Source organism: Streptomyces sp. NPDC046303 (genome assembly GCF_055588085.1).
Window position 1 is genome coordinate 104,606 of record NZ_JBVJFA010000012.1, and the last position, 22,525, is coordinate 127,130.

Sequence of the window (22,525 nt, forward strand, 5' to 3'; positions counted from 1 at the left end):
GCACCGACCATCGATGATTGAGAGAATCCTTGTCAATATTGATTCAATCAATCTATGTAGGCTGTCGTGCATGAACGAAGAGCGACGGCTCACCACCCGCCAGGCCGCCGAACTGCTCGGGGTGAAACCCGCGACCGTGTACGCGTACGTCAGCCGGGGCCAGCTCACCAGCCGGCGCGACCAGGTCGGCCGGGGCAGCACCTTCGACGCCGCCGAGGTGGAGGAGCTCGCCCGGCGCAGCCGCCGCGAGGCGGCGGCCCCGCCCGCCGGGGAGCTCTCCGTACGCACCGCCCTCACGCTCATAGAGTCCGACCGCTACTACTTCCGGGGCGTGGACGCCGTGGCCCTGGCCTCGCGGTACCGCTACGAGGAGGTGGCCGAGTGGCTCTGGACGGGGAGCGTCGCCCCCGGGGCGCGGTTCACCGCTCCCCCGGAGCCGCTCGCCGCGGCCCGCCGGGCGGTGGCGGCCCTGCCCGAGCACAGCGGGCCGGTCGACCGGCTGCGGGTGGCGGTCGCCGCCGCCGCGGTCGCGGACCCGCTGCGCTTCGACCTGTCCGAGGAGGCCGTCCTGGGCTCCGCGCGCTGTCTGATCCCCACCCTGGTCGGCGCCCTGCCGGTGCGGGGCCCGGCCCGGTGGGCCGGGGACCCGCGCATCGCCCGGCAGCTGTGGGCGCGGCTCACCGGGCAGGAGCCCGATCCGGACGCGCTGGCCGTCCTCGACCTGGCGCTGGCGCTGCTGGTCGACCACGACCTGGCCGCCTCCACCCTGGCCGTACGGGTCGCCGCGTCGGCACGGGCCCATCCGTACGCGGCGGTGTCGGCCGGCCTCGGGGCGCTGGAGGGCTCGCTGCACGGCGCGGCCGGACGGCTCGCGCACCGGATGCTGGTGGAGGTGCTGGAGCGGGGCGGGGCCGCGCCCGTGGTGGCGGAGTACCTGCGGGCCGGACGCCGGGTCCCGGGGCTCGGACACCGGCTGTACCAGGGCGAGGACCCCCGGGCAGGGGCGCTGTTCGACCGGCTGGAGGGCCTGCCGCAGGCGGCTCCCGCGCTGGCCGCGGCCCGCGAGGTGGCCGCGGTGATGGGCCGGCAGGGCGGGCTGCACGCGAACGTGGACCTGGCGCTGGCGGTGCTGACGGTGTCGTGTGGGATGGCGGCGGAGGCCGGGGAGACGGTCTTCGCGGTGGCGCGCACGGCGGGCTGGATCGCGCACGCGCTGGAGGAGTACCAGGAGCGTCCCCTGCGGATGCGGCCGAGCGGCCAGTACCAGGGGCCGCGCCCGCCCCAGCCGATGCCGTGACGGACGCGGCTCCCCGGCCGTGCGGGCGCCCGGGGAACCCCGCGCGCCGGGTCGGAGACGTCCTCGCCGCCGCCGTCGGCGAGGAGTGACAGGCAGCAGGGGGGTCTACCGTTGCTCCTCATGCGGTTCCTCCTCATGAGCGCTCGGCGCCTCGGGCTGCCCAGACGGGCCGTCTCCCAGATCCTGCTGACCCAGCTGGCCATCGCCGCCGGGGTCGTCGTGCTGGCCACCGGGCTGTTCCTGGCGCCGCTGAGCGCGCAGCTCGACGACCAGGCCATGCGGCGCGCCCTGGCCATCGCCCAGAGCGCCGCTGCCGACCCCTCGCTGTCCGCCGGCCTCCTGGCCTCGGGCCCGTCGGCGGACAGCCCCGTACAGGCCTCGGCCGAGCGGATCCGCCGGGCCACCGGCGCCGAGTACGTGGTCGTCCTCGACCTGGACGGCATCCGCCGCTCGCACCCCACCCCCGACCGCATCGGGCTGCGCGTCTCCACCGATCCCAGCGATGCCCTGGCGGGCCGCGAGGTCATGGAGATCGACGAGGGCACCCTGGGCCGCTCGGCCCGCGGCAAAGTGCCGCTCCTGGCCGCCGACGGCGAGATCGTCGGCGCCGTCTCGGTCGGCATCGCCTACGACAGCGTCCAGGACCGGCTGCTCGGCGCCATCCCCGGCCTGCTGGCCTACGCGGGCGGGGCCCTCGCGGCGGGCGCACTCGCCGCCTACCTGCTGTCACGCAGGATCCACCGGCAGACCCGGGACCTCGCCTTCTCCGACATCGCCGGCCTGCTCGCCGAGCGCGAGGCGATGCTGCACTCCATCCGCGAAGGCGTGATCGCCCTCGACCGGGAGGGCCGGATCCGGCTGGTCAACGACGAGGCCGCCCGCCTGCTCGGCCTCACGCCGGACTCCGCCGCCTCCCTCGCCGGGCGTCCGCTGGACGACGTACTGGGCGCGGGGCGCACCGCCGACGTCCTGTCGGGCCGCGTCACCGGCCGGGACCTGGTCACCGTCCAGGGCTCGCGCGTCCTGGTCGCCAACCGGATGCCCACCGAGGACGGCGGCGCCGTCGCCACGCTGCGCGACCGCACCGAGCTCGAGCGCCTGGGCCGCGAGCTGGACTCCACCCGGGGCCTCATCGACGCCCTGCGCGCCCAGGACCACGAGCACGCGAACCGCCTCCACACCCTCCTGGGCCTGCTGGAGCTGGGCCTGCACCAGGAGGCCGCGGAGTTCGTCACGGAGGTCGTCGGGGTGCACCGCACCACCGCCGAACAGGTCACGGAGAAGGTGCGCGACCCTCTGCTCGCAGCCCTCCTCGTGGGCAAGGCGACCGTCGCGGCCGAGCGCGGCGTCCCCCTGCGGCTGGCAGGGAGCAGCTTCCTCCCCGACCGTGTGGTCGATCCCGGAGGCCTCGTCACCATCCTCGGCAACCTGGTGGACAACGCCCTGGACGCCGCCGCCGGCTCGACGGCGCCCCTGGTCGAGGTGGAACTGAGCGCCGAGGGCCGCACCGCCGTGCTGCGGGTGCGCGACAGCGGCCCCGGCGTCCCCGCCGCCCGCCGCGAGGAGATCTTCACGGAGGGCTGGTCCACCAAGCAGCCCGAGGCCCACCGCGAGCGCGGGCTCGGCCTGGCCCTCGTACGCCGTCTCGCGGAACGGCAGGGCGGCAGCGCACGGGCCGGCGAGGCAGCGGACGGAGGGGCGGAGTTCTCCGTCGTACTCCCGGAGGCCCTGAGATGAACGAGACCCCGATCCGCGTATTGGTCGTCGACGACGACATGCGCGTTGCCCGGATCAACGCGGCGTACGTGGCGAAGGTTCCCGGTTTCCTGGTCGCGTCCCAGGCCCATTCGGCGGCCGAGGCCCTCGACTTCCTCACCACCCACCCGGTCGACCTCGTCCTCCTCGACCACTACCTCCCCGACGAGAACGGCCTGGACCTGGTGCGCCGCCTGCGCCAACGCGGCCTGCGCACCGACGTGATCATGGTGACGGCCGCCCGTGACCTGGCCACCGTCCAGGCCGCCATGCGCCTCGGCGCCCTCCAGTACCTGGTCAAACCCTTCACCTTCGCCGGCCTGCGCACGAAGCTGGAGGCGTACGGGTCGCTGCGGCGCACCCTGGAAACCGGCGGCGAGGCCGAACAGGCCGAGGTGGACCGGATCTTCGGTGCCCTGGCCACCGCCGGGTCCCCGAACGACCTCCCCAAGGGCCACTCCGCCACCACCGCGGAGGTGGTCCGCCAGGTCCTGCTCGCGGCCGGAGGCCCGCTGTCCACCCAGCAGATCGCCGAGCGCGCGGGCATCAGCCGCCAGACCGCCCAGCGCTACCTGAAGCTGCTGGACCGTACGGGCCGGGTCACGCTCGCCCTGCGCTACGGCGAGACCGGCCGCCCCGAACACCGCTACACCTGGCGCCCGTCCGACGCCTCCTGAACGCGCTCAGACGGCGCTCAGACCGCGCCGGCCCCGGTCAGCGAACGGACCTCGGTCTCCGCGTGCTTGCGCTCGTCCGCCTCCTCACCCGAGGCGACGGTGCCGAGCCAGCCCGCCAGGAAACCCAGCGGGATCGAGACGATGCCCGGGTTCTGCAAGGGGAAGACCTGGAAGTCCACGCCGGGGAAGAGCGATTCGGGACTCCCCGAGACCACGGGCGAGAGGACGACCAGCAGGACCGCCGGGACCAGACCCCCGTACACCGCCCAGACGGCTCCCCGCGTGGTGAAGTCCCGCCAGAAGAGCGAGTACAGCAGCACCGGCAGATTGGCCGAGGCGGCCACCGCGAAGGCCAGCCCCACCAGGAAGGCGACGTTGAGGTTCTGCGCGAGCAGTCCCAGCGCGATGGCGACCGCCCCGATCCCGACCGCCGCGGCCCGGGCCACGGACACCTCGCTGCGCTGCCTGGCGCGCCGCCGCTTGAGCGAGGCGTACAGGTCGTGCGCGACGGAGGCCGAGGACGCGAGGGTGATCCCGGCGACCACGGCCAGGATGGTGGCGAAGGCGATGGCGGCCACGAAGGCGAACAGCACCGCGCCCCCGGTGGAACCCGCGCCGCCGCCGAGGAAGGCCGCGAGCAGCGGAACGGCCGTGTTCCCCGAGGCGTTGGAGGCCCGCACCTGGTCCGGGCCCAGCAGGGCGGCCGCCCCGAAGCCGAGCACGATGGTCATCAGGTAGAAGCCGCCGATCAGCGCGATCGCCCAGACCACCGACCGGCGGGCGGCCCGGGCCGTGGGAACGGTGTAGAAGCGCGACAGGATGTGCGGCAGCCCGGCCGTGCCCAGCACCAGCGCGAGGCCGAGGCTGATGAAGTCGAAGCGGGCCGTCCAGTCCCCGCCGTACTTGAGGCCGGGGCTCAGGAAGCGCAGCCCGTGCCCGCTGCGGTCGGCGGCGGTGGTGAGCAGCTGGTCGACGTTCCCGTGGAAGCGCAGGAGCACGAGCACGGTCAGGGTGATCGCCCCGCCCATCAGCAGCACGGCCTTCACGATCTGGATCCAGGTGGTGGCCCGCATTCCGCCGAAGGACACGTAGACCACCATCAGGGCGCCCACGCCGATCACCGTGAGCGTCCGCGCCGTGGCGGTCGAACTCCCCAGCAGCAGGCCGACCAGGCTGCCGGCGCCCACCATCTGCGCGACGAGGTAGAGCACCGAGACGACCACCGAGGAGGTTCCCGCCGCGATGCGCACGGGGCGCTCGCTCATGCGGGCGGCGACCACGTCGGCGAGGGTGAAGCGCCCGCAGTTGCGGACGAGTTCGGCGACCAGGAAGAGCACCACCAGCCAGGCGACGAGGAACCCGACCGAATACAGCATTCCGTCGTAGCCGAAGAGGGCGATCAGTCCGGAGATGCCGAGGAAGGAGGCGGCGGACATGTAGTCGCCCGCGATGGCGAAACCGTTCTCCATCGGGGAGAACAGTCGCCCGCCCGCGTAGAACTCCTCAGCCGAACCGTGCCGGTTGCGGCTGACCCACGTGGTGATGCCCAGGGTCACCGCGATGAACGCGCTGAACAGGACCAGCGCGAGGGTCTGGTGCTCGGTGGTCACCGGCCGGCCCCCTTCGCCCGGTTCCGCTCCTGGCCGCGCTCCTGCTCGAAGACGGTCCAGCGCAGGTCGAGCGCGGCCCGGTCCCGGCGCAGCCGCGCGTGCCGGGCGTAGGCCCAGGTCAGCAGGAAGGTGCTGAGGAACTGGCCGAGCCCCGCCAGCATGGCCACGTTCACCGCGCCCGCCACGGGCCGGGCCATCAGGCCGGGCGCTGCGGTGGCGGCGATCACGTAGGCGACGTACCAGAGGAAGAAACCGGCGGTCGCGGGGACGACGAACCTGCGGTAGCGGCTGCGGACCTCCTGGAAGGCGGCGCTGCGCTGCACTTCGAGGTAGATGTCGGATGCGCCCTGCGCGGGGTGGCCGGCGGGGGCCGGGTGGGGCGCGGAGGGGTCCGCTCCCTCGCCCCAGCCGACGGCCAGCGCGTCGTACCAGGGGTCGTCCAGCCGGATCGTTCCGGCATCACGACCTGCGTGCTTGTCCACCGAACTCTCCTTGTCCGCTGCCGCATTGGCCGCGTGCTCACAAGGATGTGCTCAATGGTCGCTTTCCGGACTGATGTCCCGTCGCTCTTCACTCCTTCAGGTGATGGAGCGAAGAGCGACGGTGTGCGAGGCGTGCCCGCCGGGTCAGGCGTCGATGCGCGAGCGGTCCAGGGTGGCCGCGGAGCTGGTGATGAACTCCTTGCGCGGGGCCACCTCGTTGCCCATGAGCAGGTCGAAGACCGTCTCGGCGGAGTCGAGGTCGCCGATGTTGATCCTGCGCAGGGTCCGGAAGCGGGGATCCATGGTGGTCTCCGCCAGCTGGTCCGCGTCCATCTCGCCGAGGCCCTTGTAGCGCTGGATGGAGTCCTTGTACCGGATGTTCTTGCGCTGGTACTCGAGCAGGGTCTGGCGCAGCTCGTTGTCCGAGTACGTGTAGACGTACTTGTCCTGGCCCTTCTTCGGCTGGACCAGCTCGATCCGGTGCAGCGGCGGCACCGCCGCGAACACCCGGCCCGCCTCGACCATGGGCCGCATGTACCGCTGGAAGAGCGTGAGCAGCAGGCAGCGGATGTGCGCGCCGTCCACATCGGCGTCGACGAGGAGGACGATCTTCCCGTACCGGGCGGCGTCGAGGTCGAAGGTCCGGCCCGAGCCGGCTCCTATGACCTGGATGATCGCCCCGCACTCGGCGTTCTTGAGCATGTCCGAAACCGAGGACTTCTGGACGTTGAGGATCTTGCCGCGGATGGGCAGGAGCGCCTGGAACTCGGAATTGCGGGCGAGCTTCGCCGTGCCGAGGGCCGAGTCGCCCTCGACGATGAAGAGCTCGCTGCGGTCCACGTCGTCGCTGCGGCAGTCGGCGAGCTTGGCGGGCAGCGAGGAGGACTCGAGCGCCGTCTTGCGGCGCTGCGCCTCCTTGTGCTGGCGCGCCGCGATCCGGGTCCGGGCCGCCGCGACGATCTTCTCCATCACCGAGCGCGCCTGCTGCTTGTCGTCGCGCTTGGTGGAGGTCAGGAAGGCCTTGAGCTCCTTGGCGACGACGGCGGCGACGATCCGGGTCGCGGCCGAGGTGCCGAGGACCTCCTTGGTCTGGCCCTCGAACTGGGGCTCGGCGAGGCGGACGGTGACGACGGCCGTCATGCCCTCCATCGCGTCGTCCTTGACCACGTCGTCCTCGGCGACGCGCAGCAGCTTCGCCGAGCGCAGCACCTCGTTCACGGTCTTGGTGACCGAGCGCTCGAAGCCGGAGACGTGGGTGCCGCCCTTGGGGGTGGCGATGATGTTCACGAAGGACTTGACGTTGGTCTCGTACCCGGTGCCCCAGCGCAGGGCGATGTCCACGCCGAGCTCCCGGGTGACCTCGGTGGGCGTCATGTGGCCGCGGTCGTCGAGGACCGGGACGGTCTCCTTGAAGGTGCCCGTGCCGGTCAGGCGCAGTACGTCGCAGACGGCCTTGTCCTGGGCGAGGTACTCGCAGAACTCGCTGATGCCTCCGTCGAAGCGGAAGATCTCCTCGGTCTTGCCGGCCCCGTCGATGCCCCGCTCGTCGCGGACGACCAGGGTCAGGCCGGGGACGAGGAAGGCGGTCTGGCGGGCGCGCTGGTAGAGCGTCTCCAGGTTGAGCCGGGCGTCCTTCAGGAAGATCTGCCGGTCGGCCCAGTAGCGGACCCGGGTGCCGGTCTTCCCCTTGGCGATCCGCTTGACCTTGCGCAGGCCGTTCGCGGGGTCGAAGGGGCTGTCGGGACCCTGCTCGGTGAACATCCCGGGGACGCCGCGGCGGAAGCTGATCGCGTGCGTGGAGCTGCCGCGGTCCACCTCCACGTCCAGCCGGGCGGAGAGGGCGTTGACCACGGAGGCACCGACGCCGTGCAGGCCGCCGGAGGCCGCGTACGATCCGCCGCCGAACTTGCCTCCGGCGTGCAGCTTGGTCATGACGACCTCGACGCCGGACAGGCCGGTCTTGGGCTCGACGTCCACGGGGATGCCGCGGCCGTTGTCGCGGACCTCCACGGAGGCGTCCTCGTGCAGGATCACCTCGATGTAGTCGCAGTACCCGCCCAGGGCCTCGTCGACGGAATTGTCGATGATCTCCCAGAGGCAGTGCATCAGGCCCCGGCTGTCGGTCGAGCCGATATACATGCCGGGGCGCTTGCGGACGGCCTCCAGCCCTTCGAGGACGAGCAGGTGCCGCGCGGTGTAGTTGGAACCGTCCCGGTCTGCTCCGGACAGCAGCGCGCTGGAAGGCACGGACGTGTCGGCGGTCACGCAGTTCGCTCCTCGCTGAATTTCTTTTCTGGCCCGCTGGGGCGCAGGGGTGGCTCGGGTGCCGGTCGAAGGGTACCGAGGCCAGGTAGAGCCGATGCAACGCCACCCTCGCGCGTTCCTCAGCCTAGTCCAGATCCGCACGAACGTTCGATCCCCCGTGGGGGTGAAGGAAACATCACGTTCCCTTCCGCGCATGAACCATTTAGTGTTCGGGCACGTCCTCATGAACAACCTGGCGCTCCCGCTGGGGGAGGATGGAACTGCGACAAGCGCACGACTGACAACGCGAAACCGTAAAGCAACGCAATACGGCTCCTTCGCCGCCAACCGGCAACAGCCGGCCAGCTTCGGAAGGAAGTTTCGAGGAAAAGCCGCGAGCGGGAACGTTTTCGGCCTGGTTGGATGTTGACCCTGGTACGACAGCTCGTCGAGCTAGAGAAGAGGCGACGTGACTACTGTTCTGACACCCGCGACCCCGCTGACGGCCGCTGACCGATGCGACCGTTGCGGCGCCCAGGCATATCTGCGCGTCGTCCTGCTGAGCGGCGGTGAACTGCTCTTCTGCGCCCACCACGGTCGCAAGTTCGAGCCGGAACTCAAGAAGATCGCCGCGGAAATACAGGATGAGACCGAGCGGCTTACGTCCGCTCCGGCTGCCCATGCCGAACCCGAGGACCGCTGACACAGCCTGTTCCTCGCATCCGACGAGCCAGGACCGGCCAGGCCGGTCGACGGGCGGCACTCCTGCGACCCAGGGGTGCCGCCCGTCCTCATACCCGGACCCGATCGGGGGCGTACGGGCCGCCTACGCGCCCCGCTCTGCACGATGCCCCGCCACGGGCCCTGCACCCGCTCCGTACGCCCTCGCGGCCTGGGGCGGGGAGTCCTGGACCCCTGCCGGCTGCGCGGCGCTCTCCGGGGCCGTCACGAAGTCGACCAGGGGGGCGATGCGCGTGTACACCCCCGGGCTGTCGGCCCGCCCGCAGCCGCGTCCCCACGACACCAGGCCGATGAGCCGCCCCTGGGCGACCAGCGGTCCCCCGCTGTCGCCCTGGCAGGCGTCCTTGCCCCCGTCGCCGTCGCCCGCGCACACCATCGATTCCGCCCGGTACTGCCCGTTCGCGTCCCCGGGGTAGGCCCGCCCGCAGGTCTCGTCGGACAGCACGCTCACCCGCGCGGCGCGCAGCGCGTACGCGTAGTCACCAAAACCGCTGGTGTCGCCCCAGCCGTACACGACCGCCTGGGTCCCCGGCGCGTAGGCGGCGTGCCCCGCCCCGGCCAGCGGGAGGACGTAGTGCGCCGGAAGGGATTCCGCCAGGTCCAGGACGGCGAGGTCGCCGGCGTTGCTGACCGGGTCGTAATCCGGGTTCACCCGCGCCCCGCGCACCGCGATCTCCCGGCCGTCGCTCGCCCGCAACTCCGTCCGTCCCGCGATCACCCGGAAGTCGCCGACCGACTCGACGGGTCCGCCCAGCACGTCCCGGCCCAGGCAGTGGGCCGCCGTCACCACCTTCGCCGGGGCCACGACGACGCCCCCGCAGAACTGCCCGCCCCGCGTACCCCCGAACCGGTCACGGCTGGCGAGGGCCACGACCCAGGGGCTGTCGCCGACCTTGACCGGCTTGCCGCCGATCACCACGCTGTCGGCGGCCGCGTGCGGCGCCTGGGCCAGTGGTGCCGCGGCCGCTCCCGCCGCCAGGGTCAGCGCTCCCGCCAGGGCGCGGGCAATGGGACGACGCATGAGGTCTCCTGACTCCGAGTGTGCGTGACTCCACCCAGAGTGGGATGCCTGATGGCCGTGCGCACCCCCGCGGCCCCCGGCGCCGGTACGCTCGCGCCGCCGGCCCGGCCGGTCAGTCGAGGTAGTCGCGCAGCACCTGCGAACGCGAGGGGTGGCGCAGCTTCGACATGGTCTTGGACTCGATCTGGCGGATGCGCTCACGGGTGACCCCGTAGACCTTGCCGATCTCGTCGAGGGTCTTCGGCTGGCCGTCCGTGAGGCCGAAGCGCATGGAGACCACACCGGCCTCGCGCTCGCTGAGGGTGTCGAGCACCGAGTGCAGCTGCTCCTGCAGGAGCGTGAAGCTCACCGCGTCGGCCGGGACGACGGCCTCGGAGTCCTCGATGAGGTCGCCGAACTCGCTGTCGCCGTCCTCGCCGAGCGGGGTGTGCAGGGAGATCGGCTCGCGGCCGTACTTCTGGACCTCGATGACCTTCTCGGGGGTCATGTCGAGTTCCTTGGCCAGCTCCTCCGGGGTGGGCTCGCGGCCCAGGTCCTGGAGCATCTGGCGCTGCACGCGGGCGAGCTTGTTGATGACCTCGACCATGTGCACGGGGATGCGGATGGTGCGGGCCTGGTCGGCCATGGCGCGCGTGATCGCCTGGCGGATCCACCAGGTCGCGTACGTGGAGAACTTGTAGCCCTTGGTGTAGTCGAACTTCTCCACGGCGCGGATCAGGCCCAGGTTGCCCTCCTGGATCAGGTCCAGGAAGAGCATGCCGCGGCCGGTGTAGCGCTTGGCGAGGGAGACCACGAGGCGGAGGTTGGCCTCCAGCAGGTGGTTCTTCGCGCGGCGGCCGTCCTCCGCGATGATCTCCAGCTCGCGCTTGAGCTTGGGCGCCAGCTTGTCGGAGTTCGCCAGCTTGTCCTCGGCGAACAGACCCGCCTCGATGCGCTTGGCGAGCTCGACCTCCTGCTCGGCGTTGAGGAGGGGGACCTTGCCGATCTGCTTGAGGTAGTCCTTGACGGGGTCGGCCGTGGCGCCGGCGACGACCACCTGCTGGGCGGGGGCGTCGTCCTCGTCGTCGGAGATGACGAAGCCCTTGTTCTCGCCGCCCTCGTCCTCTTCCTCGGTCTCCGCCTTGGCCGCGTCGGGACCCTCGTCCGGGGTCTCCTCGTCGCCGGCCTCGTCGGCGTCCTTCTTGGCGGCGGTCTTCTTCGCTGCGGTCTTCTTGGCCGCGGTCTTCTTGGCGGGCGCGGCCTTCTTCGCCGCCGTCTTCTTGGCCGCCGTCTTCTTCGCGGCGGGCTCGGTTCCGGGCTCCTCCGCGAGGACGTCCGTGGTCTCCGGGTCCGCCGCGTCGGCCGCAGGGGCCGCGGCGGCGGTGGCCGCCGTCTTCGCCGCCGCCTTCTTGGCAACGGGCTCGGTGGCCGTCCGCTTGGCCGGGCTCTTCGCTGCGACGCTCTTGCGGGTGGTGCGCTTGGGCGACTCCGCGGCACTGACCATCAGCGTCACACCCTCTTCCTCGAGGATCTGGTTGAGGCTGCGCAGAACATTCTTCCACTGGGTCGCAGGAATCTGGTCAGCCTCGAAGGCCCGACGCACGTCATCGCCGGCGATCTGCCCCTCGGCCTTGCCCCGCTCGATGAGCGCCATCACAGACTCGGACTCGGCGATCTCCGGCGGGAGCGTACGGGATGTGCTGGCCGACACGAACAACCTCTCGGAACGATGGGAACGGCTTCCGACCCCGGGCCTGGTGGTGCTGGACCGGAGCCGACGACCACCGACTGGGGATGGGCCGGGGGCGCGGGCAGGGGCCGGGGAGCTGCACAGCACCCGCAAGGGCTGCTGTCTTCCCTCCGTCGGCCATCACCTCTTAAGTCATCGCGTGACCTCGCAGAGCGTTACGCCCAATCTTCGTGGCCCGAGTCACACCCCGTATGCGCCAATGCCGGTCATAGGGTCATACGCGCGGTTCCTGCCGGGCGGGAATGCGGCACCGCACGCCGGTGTCGCCGGACCCTCCCCCGGACTCCGTCCGGAGGACCCCAGGGCCCGGCGACACGTCGTGCACCCCCGCGCCCCCGCGCGTTCGCCCGTCAGTGCTCGCGCGGGGCGGGGACCACGCGCTCGACCTCCGGATGCACCGTCAGGAGCTGGCGCATGGCGTTCTCGGCACCCGTCGCGTCACCGGCGGCGAGGGCCTCGACCATCCGCGCGTGGTGCGCGACGCAGGTCTCGCTGGGGCGGTCGCACGCGGTGACCGGGCTGCCGGAGACCTGGAGCGCGGAGGAGACGATGCCGGAGAGGTGCTCGAGCATGCGGTTGCCCGCGACCTGGATGAGGAGCGCGTGGAACTCGTTGTCGGCGCGGCCGAAGGTGATCACGTCACCCTGGCCGAGGGCGTGGCCCATGATCTCGACCATGTCGGCGAGGCGCTGCTGGATGTCCGGGCGTCCGTGCCCGGCGGCGAGGCGGGCGGCGAGCGGCTCGATGGTCCAGCGGAGCTCGTTGAGCTCGCGGCGCTGGTCGTCGCGCTGGGGGCCGAAGGCCCGCCACTCGATGATGTCGGGGTCGAGCAGGTTCCAGTCGGCGACCGGGCGGACCCGGGTGCCGACGTTCGGGCGGGCGCTGACGAGGCCCTTGGCCTCCAGGACCCGCAGCGACTCGCGGACGACGGTCCGGGAGACCTCGAAGCGCTGGCCGATCTCCTCGGGGACCAGCGGGCGGTCCGCCCCGAGGTCACCGGAGACGATCATCTGGCCGAGCTGCTGGACGAGTTGGCCGTGCAGTCCGCGGCCGCGGCTGCCGGCCGCGCGGCGGCCGACGCGGCTCAACTCGACGTCGGCGCCGTCCCAGTGGGGCGCTGCGACGCGGTCGGACCCGGGGGCCTCCGCATAGGGGTAGCGGTCGAGTTCGCCCGGGCCGGCGAGGCCGGAGTCGGCATGGCGGGCGGCGGTCATCATGGTGTGCGCAAGGGTACTCACGAATCCTTTGTCGGCCGTGTCTCCATCACCCTTGAGGTCTTTGGTGAAAAGCACACGAAAGGGTGATCGGTGCCACCTGCGCAATTGACGACTTATCGTAAAGAACCGGGCCTTTTACGGGGAGTTGCGGTCCGCATCACGCGAGGTGGACTCCAACGGTCCCGTACGGGCTTTCTGCGCTCCGGAACGATCACCAACGGACTCGACTGCGCAGTCCGGTGAACCCATAGGCGCACAACAGGACCATCAGCGACAACACCAGAGCGGTGCCGACGGGTTGGGCCATCACCCGCAAGGCCCCCAGGACCAGGCGGTCCGCTTCCGGCGGCCACTGCACCCAGGTCAGGCTCCGCAGCCGCGGCCCGAGTCCGGTGACCGGGTACGCGGACGAACCCTCCAGCACCTTGCGCACCAGCGGCACCACCATCACCGGCACGGCGAGTACCGCGGCCAGCCCGGCGGTGGCGGACCGGAAGACGCCGGAGGCCAGGACGCCGGCCCAGGCGCAGCCGATGAGCAGCCCTGCCCAACTCGCGGCCGGGGACAGCCATTCCACCGGGGTGCGCAGCGGTCCGCGGTCGAAGACGAGGGCGAGCGCGGCGGCGTCGGCCACCACCACCAGGGCGCCCAGCAGGAGGGCGAGGACGGCGCAGACGCCGAGTTTGGCGGTGAGCAGTCCCATCCGGCGGGGCACGGTGCCGCGGTCGGCGGCGAGCGCGGGGTAGCGATACTCCTCGCCGAAGGCCAGGGCCCCGAGCAGGCCCGCCCCGAGGGCGGCGGGCGGCAGCGGCAGCAGCTCGGGCCAGGCCGCGAGCAGCCGGTTCTGCGGGGTGTGCCCGGCCCGTGCCAGGACGAGGGCGGTCAGGACGGAGACGACGGCGACGAGCGCGGTGGTGAGGACCGGCGTGGCGGTTCCGAAGACCCGCAGCAGCTCGTAGCGCAGCGGCCGCATGGGTCCGCCGACGCGGCGCACCGCCGACGCCGGCCGACGGGACCGCGCTCGCCGGGACCGCCCGCCCCAGCCCGCGCCCTCTCCCGTTCCCGCGCCGCCGTCAGCCGATCCGCCGGCCGCGCCGCCGGAATGGGTGCCGGAAGCCGCGCCGGGAGGTGCGCCGGGAGGTGCGCCGGAATCCGTGTCGGCGGCGGCCCGGGCGTGCGGGACCGGCGACGTGGTAGCTCCGGCGTCTCCGGTCTCGTCGGCGAGCCGGTGGACCAGCACGCCGTGCTTGAACGCCGTCTCGCCCACCTCCGCGCAGCTGCTGCCGTACACCGACAGGCGGCTGCCGCTCTCCTCCACGATCTCCACCGCGCGCTGGGCGGCCCGGGCCTCCCGGCCCAGTACGTCGGCCAGCCGGGCCGCGTGCGGGGTGCGCACGGCGACCCGCGGCCGCAGCCGGGTCCGGGCGAACTCGGCGGCGTCCTGGTCGGCGACGAGCCGCCCCGCCTCGACGCTGACCACCCGGTCGGCGTTGCGGACGGCCTCCTTGGCGTCGTGGGTGGTGAAGAGCACCGCTCCGCCGAGGGAGGCGTGGCCGCGCAGCAGCCCGTAGAGCCAGCCGCTGTCGCGCGGCGAGAGGCCGGCGGCGGGCTCGTCCAGCAGCAGGGTGCAGGGGTCGGCGAGCAGTGCCGCGGCCAGCGCGACCCGCCGTTCCATGCCCAGCGAGAGCGAGCCGAGCCGCTGGTCCCGCAGGCCCGCGATCCCGACGACCTCGAGCATGGTGTCGGCCCGGGAGGCCGGGACCCCGGCGGCGGCGCAGAGCATCCGCAGCTGGTTGCGTACGGTGCGCGCGGGGTTGCCGGGTACATCGCCGAGCAGCACGCCGACCTCACGGCCGGGATGCGGGATCCGGTGCAGCGGGCGACCGCGGAAGTAGGTGACGCCGCGGCCCGGTTCGAGTTCGAGCATGAGCCGCAGTGCGGTGGTCTTGCCCGATCCCGGCTCACCGAGCAGGGCGGTCACGCTCCCCGGGCGGACCTCGAAGGTGAGGTCGTCCACGAGGGGCGGGGCGTCGGGACGGGGGGTGCTGGTGAGTCCGATGGCCTGGAGCATCGCTTCTCTCGCGGGGGGTGAGACCGCTCTGCGGCAGCGTGAGTACCGCAAGCAAGATAACGCGATATGTCCGATTTACGACGCAACCGGTCCGTGGGGATGTCGATGGTGCCGCCCGGCCGGGGCAGCGCGCCGGGGCCGTGCCGGCGGCCGGGGCCGGTGTCGCGGCGTCAGACCTCCGGACGCAGCATCGGCGGGTTGAGCAGGGTGGCCCCACCGGCGCGGAACAGCTGCGCGGGACGGCCGCCCTGACGGGTCGTCGTCCCTCCGGCCGGCACCAGGAACCCGGGGGTCCCGGTGACCTTGCGGTGGAAGTTCCGCGGGTCGAGGGCCACGCCCCAGACCGCCTCGTAGACCCGGCGCAGCTCGCCGACGGTGAACGCGGGCGGGCAGAAGGCGGTGGCCAGCGAGGAGTACTCGATCTTCGAACGGGCCCGCTCGACGCCGTCGGCGAGGATCCGCGCGTGGTCGAAGGCGAGTCCGGCGGAGGTCTGCTCCTCGGATGCCAGCAGTTCGTCGACGGGAGCCCACCGGGCGCTGTTGGCGTCCCCGCCCGCACGGGGCGCCGGCAGGTCGGGGGCCAGCACCAGGTGCGCCACGCTGACCACGCGCATGCGGGGGTCGCGCTTCGGGTCACCGTAGGTGGCGAGCTGTTCGAGATGGGCCCCGTTCCCCGCGCCCGGCACGGCGGGGTCGTGGGCGCACAGGCCGGTCTCCTCGGAGAGTTCCCGGGCCGCGGCCGCTGCGAGGTCCTCGTCTCCGCGCACGAATCCGCCGGGCAGCGCCCAGCGCCCCTGGAACGGCTGCTCACCCCTCCGGACGACCAGCGCACACAGCGCGTGGCGCCGCACGGTGAGCACGACCAGGTCGACGGTGACGGCAAAGGGCGGAAAGGCCGACGGGTCGTAGGGCGACATGCCGCGATCATAGTCGTCTGCCTGACGATAAACAGCGCTTTGGTGACCTTGAAGACGCTGTTCTGCGGACCGGGGCTGTCCGGCCTGACCGGCAACTCACCCTTAACCGCCCAGTTGGAGCGCATCGGCGGCCTCCTCCACCATGCCGAGGCCGAGCCGGCTGATCCGGACGGCGAAGGGCTCCCCCGCAACGCGCAGGCCGGCGAGGCGCAGCGCCCCGAGCGGCGCGCCGGGAAGCGGGGCGAGCGCGACCGTGCCCGCGGGGGCGTCGGGGCGGATTCCGGCGAGGGCCGTCAGGACGTGGACCCCGGCCGCGGCGGCCACCGCGGCCGGGCGGCACGCCGCCGGGTGCGGGAGCGGGGCGCTGCGGGCGACGCGCTGCTCGGCCGCGAACATCTCCGGCAGCCGGTATCCGAAGCCTTCCGCCGCGTCCAGGAGGCCGCGGAGCAGCCCCGCGGCTTCTTTCTCGAACCCCGCCTGGGCCAGTCCGGCCACTGCCACGGCGCTCTCGTACGCGCGGACCGCGCCGGAGCGGTGGCCGAAGGGGTTGTGTCCGGGCTCCCTGGCGGCCATGCTCCGCAGCCCCCATCCGCAGTCCATGGCGGGAGCCCCGAGCAGCCGGGCCACCTGCTCGGTGCGGGCCCGGTCCAGGAGTCCGGCCGCCAGCCGGCCACCACCGAGGAGGCCGGTGTCGAGCAGGTGGGCGGCGGCCCCCGTGAGCCGGGGCAGCGGCCGGCCGTCGGGGTGCAGGGCCGCCGCGGGCCTGCCCCCGTCCGGGCCGTCGATCCAGAAGTCGGCCCGGAACCGCTCCCGCAGCGCGGCCGCCCACTGCCGCCATTCCTCGGCGCCGGGCCGCCCGCACGCGGCGAGCAGATCGGCTCCGAGCAGGGCGGCCCGGTGAGCGTGGGCCTGGGTCTCGCAGCGTCGGGGCCCGGGGTCGGGATCGGCCAGGAAACCGTCGTCGCCCAAGGCGCCCCGCAGCCAGCCGAGGCACCGCTCCGCGGCGGGGAGCAGCCGGGCCACCTCCTCCTCCGGCATTCCCCAGAGCCGGGCCTCGGCGAGCACCGCGGGGAAGGCCAGGGTCGCCTCCGTACCGGTGCAGCCGGGCGGGAGCTGGGGGCCCGCCCCCCGCAGCGGGCCGGGGATCTTCCCCGCGTCGGGGCCGCTCCCCCCGCTCTGGTTGCGGGCCAGGATCCGCAAGGTGGCTTCCGCCAGTCCGGTCCCGAGCGGCAGCGCCATCCGCGCGGCCCACAGGGACTCCGCCGGGGCCAGGCCCAGCCGCCACGGCACTCCCGCGGCCACGAAGGCGTCGCCCGGTTCCCCGGGATCTCTCAGCAGCAGCGCCCCGAGGTCCTCGACGCTGGTGCGGAACCACGCCTCGACTCTCGGATCGTCCCCTTCGGCCCGGGCGTCGGCGAGCGGATTCGCCACCTGCCCGGCGGGCGCCCGCGCGATCCGGTCCTGCGTGGTCCTCAGCTCGATGGTGCGCGACTCGCCGGGGCCCAGTTCGAGCTGCCAGCGCAACAGCCCGGACGAGGCCAGCGCGTCGTCGGGCGGTGGCTCGGCGGTGGTGACGGCCTGCGCCGCGCCGGTGCTCCACCGCAGTCCGGCCGCATGCACCGCGGCGGGGAGCTCCGGACCGGGACTCCCGGCGGCCACGGCGGCCAGTTCCGCCAGGTCCGTGCCGAGCAGTACCTCCACCGGCAGCCGGACCGGCCGGGTCGCGAAGCTGCGCAGGGTGATCCGCTCGGTGCCGTCCGCGTGCCGGACCCGTTCCACTCCGACGTCCGGGTCGGGGCCGGGCTCGGCCCCGGTGCGCACCGTCGCGGTGAAGGACGCCCGGTCGGCGCCGAGGCTGCGGCCCTGGACGGCCACCGGGTCCCGCCCGCCGACGCGGAGCACGCAACGCGAGAGCAGACGGCGCCCGGAACGGTAGATCCCGTCGATCCCGCGCCCCGTCAGCTGGCCGTGTTCCGGTGAGATGACCAGACAGGGCGCGGCGACGCAGATGACGGCGCCGTGGACGGGCGGCAGCTCGGGCCTGCGGGCGGCAGGCACGCCGGGTGGTCGGAGAGGTGCGGGGTGAGACATGCGTCGCCTTGTCTGCGCTCCGGTCGGTTCAGCTGGGCGGCAGCGCGGCCGGGCCCCCGCCACCCTCCTGGGGAACGCCCTCACCCCCGCCCGGGTCACGGGCCGCGGCGCAGGCCGCGCCCGCCCGGGACGGGCCCGCCGCCTCACCACGGTGCCGACGGAGCTCCGGATGCGCCGCAGCAGGGAGCCGCACGGCAGTCGGCGCGGGCTCACTGTCCGCTCCCCGCGGTGCGGCGGGACTCGCGGCTCGGAGCCGGCTTTCCCCGGCGGCCGGGAGGACGCGAACCTGCGGGGCGGCGCCCCCGCCGGGGCTCGCGGCGTCGCCGCTCCTCCCGCAGGCACTGCCGCAGCCCCTCGGGGTCGATGCCCTCGTTGCAGGCGTGGTGCAGCAGCTGGGCGAAGCGGTAGTCGGCGTCCGCCCGCAGCGCCAGGCCGAGGGCGATCCGGGCGGTCGGCTCGTCCCCGAGGGACCAGGAGACCCAGCCGGCCAGGGTGAGCGGAGCCGCCGCGTGCTCGCCATAGGCGCCGACGCAGCGCCGGGCGAGGGCCCGCCACAGCCGCAGCGCGGGGCCTGCCTCCTCGTCCTCCATCCACTCGGCCGCGATGTCCCGGATCTCGCGGTCCTGGAGGCCCAGGATCAGCGCGGCCGCCTCGTCGTGGTCGAGCAGCGCGTCGTCCCGGTCGTCGGCGGGGGTTCCCTCGAGGGGTGGGGCGAGCGTGATCCGCCGCATCAGCGACCGGGCCAGTGCGAGGGTCTCGGCGCCGACCTCCTCCCGGGTGGCCCCGTCGAGGATCTTCGGTACGAGGGCGGCGGCCGCCCGGTCCAGGGCGCGCTCCATCTCCGCGGCCACGGCTCCGCCCAGGGGCGCCAGCCGGCCTTCGATCTCCTTGAGCGAGCCCCTGACCTGGAGGCCGGCGAAAGTGGCCGCGGCGGCCATCACCGAGGTGCCGACCGCGGCCAGCGGACTGCCCTCGGCCGGACAGCAGCGCTGGTCGGGGCACACGTAGGACCAGAAGCGGCCCGCCGAGAGGCACAAGGCCTCGAGCACGGGCACGTCCAGGGCGCCGCAGGCCAGCCTGATGCGCTGGGCGAGCGGCCGCAGCCGCGTCATCACCCGCTGACCGCTCTCCCCGCCCTGCGGTTCCTGACACAGGAAGACGACGATTCCCTCGGGCTTGCCCCCGCGCCGCTCGCAGCCGCGGATCAGGCAGTCGGCGACTTGGCGCGCGGTCTCCTCCCATTCCGCGGGAGAGGCCGGGATGCCGACGCGGAGCCGGCCGCCGAAGCGGCCGCCCTCGCCGTGCACGGCGACCATGACGAGGGAGTCGGTGGGGTGGAAGCCGAGCATGTAGGGCAGCGCGTCGGCCAGCTCGGCCGGGCTGCGCAGGGTGATCCGGGGGTCGGTGCTGGATCCGGCGGTGCTGGTGGACGGCCGGTCGGACGGGGTGCGTGATGCGTTGTGGTTCGTCATGCCCCGAAGGTCCCGCGCAAGATCCGATCGCGAAAGGCCTGTGGATAACCAATTCAATTTTCAACATCCACAGGTTCAGAGCGGCATTGGCGCGATGTCCGAGGCATCGGGTTGCATGGGGGCATGAACGCAGACCTGAGGTCCTCGGCCGACTCCGTACTCGCCCGCCTCGTGGGCGACCCCACGGGCACGGCTCGCCTGCGCGAGGACCAGTGGCGGGCGATCGAAGCGCTCGTCGCGCACAAGCGCCGGGCGCTGGTGGTGCAGCGCACGGGCTGGGGCAAGTCCGCGGTGTACTTCGTCGCCACCTCGCTGCTGCGGGCGAGCGGCGCCGGACAAACCGTGATCGTCTCCCCTCTCCTCGCGCTGATGCGCAATCAGGTCGAGGCCGCCGCCCGCGCCGGGATCCGCGCCCGCACCATCAACTCCGCCAACCCCGAAGAGTGGGAGGGCATCCAGGCCGAGGTCGCCGCGGGCGAGGTGGACGTCCTGCTGGTGAGCCCGGAGCGGCTCAACAACCCCGAATTCCGCGACCAGGTCCTTCCCAAGCTCTCCGCCGCGACCGGCCTCCTCGTCGTGGACGAGGCCCATTGCATCTCCGACTGGGGGCACGACTTCCGACCGGACTACCGCCGGCTGCGCACCATGCTGGCCGATCTCCCTCCGGGCGTCCCGGTGCTGGCCACGACCGCCACGGCCAATGCCCGCGTGACAGCCGACGTCGCCGAGCAGCTCGGTACCGGAGCCGGCACCGACGCGCTCGTCCTGCGCGGCCCGCTGGACCGCGAGAGCCTCAGCCTGGCCGTCCTCACGCTGCCGGACGCGGCGCACCGGCTGGCCTGGCTCGCCGACCACCTCGGCGACCTGCCGGGCTCCGGAATCATCTACACGCTGACGGTCGCGGCGGCCGAGGAGGTCACCGCGTACCTGCGCCACCGCGGGCACACGGTGTCCTCGTACACCGGCAAGACGGAGAACGCCGACCGGCAGCAGGCCGAGGACGACCTCCAGGCCAACCGGGTCAAGGCGTTGGTGGCCACCTCGGCCCTGGGCATGGGCTTCGACAAGCCCGATCTCGGCTTCGTCGTGCACCTGGGCTCCCCCTCCTCCCCCATTGCCTACTACCAGCAGGTCGGGCGCGCCGGCCGCGGTGTGGAGCACGCGGAGGTCCTGCTCCTGCCCGGCCGGGAGGACGAGGCGATCTGGCAGTACTTCGCCTCGGTGGCCTTCCCGCCCGAGGAGCAGGTGCGCCGCACGCTGGACGTGCTCGCCCAGGCGGGCCGCCCGCTGTCGCTGCCCGCCCTCGAGCCTCTGGTCGACCTGCGCCGCACCCGGCTGGAGACGATGCTCAAGGTGCTGGATGTGGACGGCGCCGTGCACCGGGTCAAGGGCGGCTGGACCTCGACGGGCGAGCCCTGGGCGTACGACGCCGAGCGCTATGCGTGGGTGGCCCGTCAACGGGCCGCGGAACAGCAGGCCATGCGCGACTACGCAGCGGCCACCGAGTGCCGGATGGAGTTCCTGCGCCGCCAGCTCGACGACGAGGAGGCCGCCCCCTGCGGCCGCTGCGACAACTGCGCCGGTGCCCGGTTCACGGCGGACGTGTCCACCGCCGCGCTGGACACCGCCCGCGGTGAACTCGGCCGCCCGGGTGTGGAGCTGGAGCCGCGCAAGATGTGGCCGACCGGGCTCGCGGCGGTCGGCGTGGACCTCAAGGGCCGTATTCCGGCGGGTGAACAGGCCTCCACGGGACGGGCGCTGGGCCGGCTGTCGGACATCGGCTGGGGCAACCGGCTGCGGCCGATGCTCGCCCCGCAGAGCCCCGACCAGCCGATTCCGGACGACGTGGCCCAGGCTGTGGTGGCCGTCCTCGCCGACTGGGCGCGCGGCCCCGGCGGATGGGCCTCGGGGGCCCCGGACGCACCGGCCAGGCCGGTGGGCGTGGTCGCGCTGCCCTCACGCAGCCGCCCCCAGCTGGTCGGTTCACTGGCCGCGCGCATCGCGGAGGTCGGGCGGCTGCCTCTGCTCGGGACGCTCGCGTACACGGACCAGGTCCCCGAGTACGGCCTGCCCTCCTCCAACAGCGCCCAGCGGGTGAGGGGACTCCACCAGGCCTTGAGCGTGCCCCCGGACTTGGCCGCGACGCTGACCCAGGCAGCAGGACCGGTGCTCCTCGTGGACGACCGCGCGGAGAGCGGGTGGACCCTTGCCGTGGCCGCCCGGCTGCTCCGTCGGGCAGGCGCGAAGGGGGTGTTCCCGCTGGTGCTGGCCCTTCAGCCATAGCCGGATGCGTCAGCCGCGGCCTGACGGGGCAAGGATATGAACGGCATACCGGCGAATTCCGGTCGGCGTCGCCAATTGCTCGTTGCCGCATGGTTGCTGGCCACGCGAGAATTGGAGCGATCCCGCCCGGCTTCCCGGCACCCTCCTGGGCCGTGCTGCGGCGCGCCCACACTCCAGCCGTGCCCGCCTGCGGGCGCGTACCCGAAGGGAGGACCGTGACCTTCGGATTCGCCCCGCCCTCGACCACGTCTTTGACAACGGCCACCGGCGGCGCCAGCCGGCACGGCCGGCTGCTGGAACCCGCAGAGTGGACGGCGGCGGGCATTCCCCTGCTCCGCAGTCCGCGCGAGGTCGTCAGCGGGCTGCATTCCCGGCACAGCCCCGTGCCGTCGACGGCGGTCATCGCCGTTCTCGGCCCGGAGGAGCAGCTGGTGGCGAGCGCCTCCTTCGTGCAGCGGTCGGCCTCGGCCGACGGCTGGGAGTACCGCAACGCCCTGCTGTCGCGGCTGCGCCGGGTCATCCCGCACGATCTGCGGCGCCGGACGCCGGTGCGCACGGCGGTGCTGCTCTACTGCCGCGAGGGCGACGAGCGGTGGACCGAGGAGGACGGAGCCTGGATGTGGGGTCTGCGGGACGCCTGCACCCTGCACGGGCTGCGCTGCGGCGCGTACATCACGCTGACCCGCGGCGGCTGGCAGGTACTGGGCGAGGGCCGGGGCGGCCGGCGGCCCAGCTCGGACTCACGGCCTCAGCGGCTCGGCGACACGGTGGCCGAGTTCGCCCCGATCGCCCTGCACACCGGCGGCGGCGCGGCCGAGGCTCAGCGCCGGACCGCCGCCCGCTGACCCTCGTACGGTGCGTCGGCCGTCGGGCTTCTGCGGGGCCGGCCCACGGCCCGCCCCGCTCCACCCCTCGCCC

16 protein-coding genes are annotated in these 22,525 nt (G+C 73.3%); 6 read left to right on the forward strand and 10 right to left on the reverse strand.

The features are described 5' to 3' along the window. Positions 1-70 precede the first annotated feature (70 nt). From ACZ6I1_RS14990 to ACZ6I1_RS15000, 3 genes are all read left to right on the forward strand, one after another. The gene (locus tag ACZ6I1_RS14990; RefSeq protein ID WP_469287165.1) at positions 71-1,297 is read left to right on the forward strand and encodes a citrate synthase; all 1,227 of its coding nucleotides are present in this window, start codon (positions 71-73) and stop codon (positions 1,295-1,297) included. 120 nt (positions 1,298-1,417) lie between these two features. Continuing rightward, positions 1,418-3,034: a sensor histidine kinase gene (locus tag ACZ6I1_RS14995; RefSeq protein ID WP_469287167.1), complete on the forward strand. Its 1,617-nt coding sequence runs from the start codon at positions 1,418-1,420 to the stop codon at positions 3,032-3,034. Further along, complete coding sequence (locus tag ACZ6I1_RS15000; RefSeq protein ID WP_469287170.1) at positions 3,031-3,729, forward strand: response regulator; 699 nt, start codon at positions 3,031-3,033, stop codon at positions 3,727-3,729. The genes ACZ6I1_RS14995 and ACZ6I1_RS15000 overlap by 4 nt, the downstream gene beginning before the upstream one ends. Before the next feature lie 17 nt (positions 3,730-3,746). Here ACZ6I1_RS15000 and ACZ6I1_RS15005 read toward each other — a convergent pair whose 3' ends face one another. The 3 genes from ACZ6I1_RS15005 to ACZ6I1_RS15015 form a co-directional block, all read right to left on the reverse strand. Next, entirely contained in the window at positions 3,747-5,339 is a 1,593-nt protein-coding gene (locus tag ACZ6I1_RS15005; RefSeq protein ID WP_469287171.1) for a solute symporter family protein, read from the reverse strand. Further along, a complete protein-coding gene (locus ACZ6I1_RS15010; protein WP_469287173.1) occupies positions 5,336-5,821 on the reverse strand; it encodes a DUF485 domain-containing protein in 486 nt (161 codons plus the stop codon). Before ACZ6I1_RS15010 ends, ACZ6I1_RS15005 begins: the two co-directional genes overlap by 4 nt. Positions 5,822-5,965: 144 nt before the next feature. Continuing rightward, entirely contained in the window at positions 5,966-8,086 is a 2,121-nt protein-coding gene (locus tag ACZ6I1_RS15015) for a DNA gyrase/topoisomerase IV subunit B (RefSeq protein ID WP_469287175.1), read from the reverse strand. Between the two features lie 448 nt (positions 8,087-8,534). Between ACZ6I1_RS15015 and ACZ6I1_RS15020 the strand changes: the two genes are divergently transcribed. Then, positions 8,535-8,768 (forward strand): DUF7455 domain-containing protein, encoded by a 234-nt coding sequence (locus ACZ6I1_RS15020; RefSeq protein ID WP_030028922.1) that lies wholly within the window; start codon positions 8,535-8,537, stop codon positions 8,766-8,768. A 123-nt stretch (positions 8,769-8,891) separates the two neighbouring features. Here the strand turns inward: ACZ6I1_RS15020 and ACZ6I1_RS15025 are convergent, their stop codons facing one another. From ACZ6I1_RS15025 to ACZ6I1_RS15055, 7 genes are all read right to left on the reverse strand, one after another. Continuing rightward, positions 8,892-9,827, reverse strand: coding sequence for a S1 family peptidase (locus tag ACZ6I1_RS15025; RefSeq protein WP_469287177.1), 936 nt, complete (start codon positions 9,825-9,827; stop codon positions 8,892-8,894). A gap of 112 nt (positions 9,828-9,939) precedes the next feature. After that, complete coding sequence (locus ACZ6I1_RS15030) at positions 9,940-11,523, reverse strand: RNA polymerase sigma factor (RefSeq protein WP_469287178.1); 1,584 nt, start codon at positions 11,521-11,523, stop codon at positions 9,940-9,942. 383 nt (positions 11,524-11,906) lie between these two features. Continuing rightward, positions 11,907-12,848, reverse strand: coding sequence for a FadR/GntR family transcriptional regulator (locus ACZ6I1_RS15035; protein WP_469287179.1), 942 nt, complete (start codon positions 12,846-12,848; stop codon positions 11,907-11,909). Positions 12,849-12,984: 136 nt separating this feature from the next. Then, positions 12,985-14,844 (reverse strand): ATP-binding cassette domain-containing protein, encoded by a 1,860-nt coding sequence (locus ACZ6I1_RS15040; protein ID WP_469287181.1) that lies wholly within the window; start codon positions 14,842-14,844, stop codon positions 12,985-12,987. A gap of 170 nt (positions 14,845-15,014) precedes the next feature. Continuing rightward, positions 15,015-15,761 carry an NUDIX hydrolase gene (locus tag ACZ6I1_RS15045; protein WP_446594517.1) on the reverse strand — a complete coding sequence of 249 codons (747 nt, stop codon included), beginning with the start codon at positions 15,759-15,761 and terminating at the stop codon, positions 15,015-15,017. A 102-nt stretch (positions 15,762-15,863) separates the two neighbouring features. Continuing rightward, positions 15,864-17,852: a glycogen debranching N-terminal domain-containing protein gene (locus ACZ6I1_RS15050; protein WP_469287183.1), complete on the reverse strand. Its 1,989-nt coding sequence runs from the start codon at positions 17,850-17,852 to the stop codon at positions 15,864-15,866. Positions 17,853-18,061: 209 nt separating this feature from the next. After that, a complete protein-coding gene (locus ACZ6I1_RS15055) occupies positions 18,062-19,324 on the reverse strand; it encodes a DUF4192 domain-containing protein (protein WP_469287185.1) in 1,263 nt (420 codons plus the stop codon). A 123-nt stretch (positions 19,325-19,447) separates the two neighbouring features. On the opposite strand from ACZ6I1_RS15055, the gene ACZ6I1_RS15060 reads away from it, so the two are divergent. Both ACZ6I1_RS15060 and ACZ6I1_RS15065 read left to right on the forward strand, forming a co-directional pair. Further along, the gene (locus ACZ6I1_RS15060) at positions 19,448-21,607 is read left to right on the forward strand and encodes a RecQ family ATP-dependent DNA helicase (RefSeq protein WP_469287187.1); all 2,160 of its coding nucleotides are present in this window, start codon (positions 19,448-19,450) and stop codon (positions 21,605-21,607) included. Positions 21,608-21,822: 215 nt separating this feature from the next. Next, the gene (locus tag ACZ6I1_RS15065; protein WP_469287188.1) at positions 21,823-22,452 is read left to right on the forward strand and encodes a hypothetical protein; all 630 of its coding nucleotides are present in this window, start codon (positions 21,823-21,825) and stop codon (positions 22,450-22,452) included. Positions 22,453-22,525: the final 73 nt, after the last annotated feature.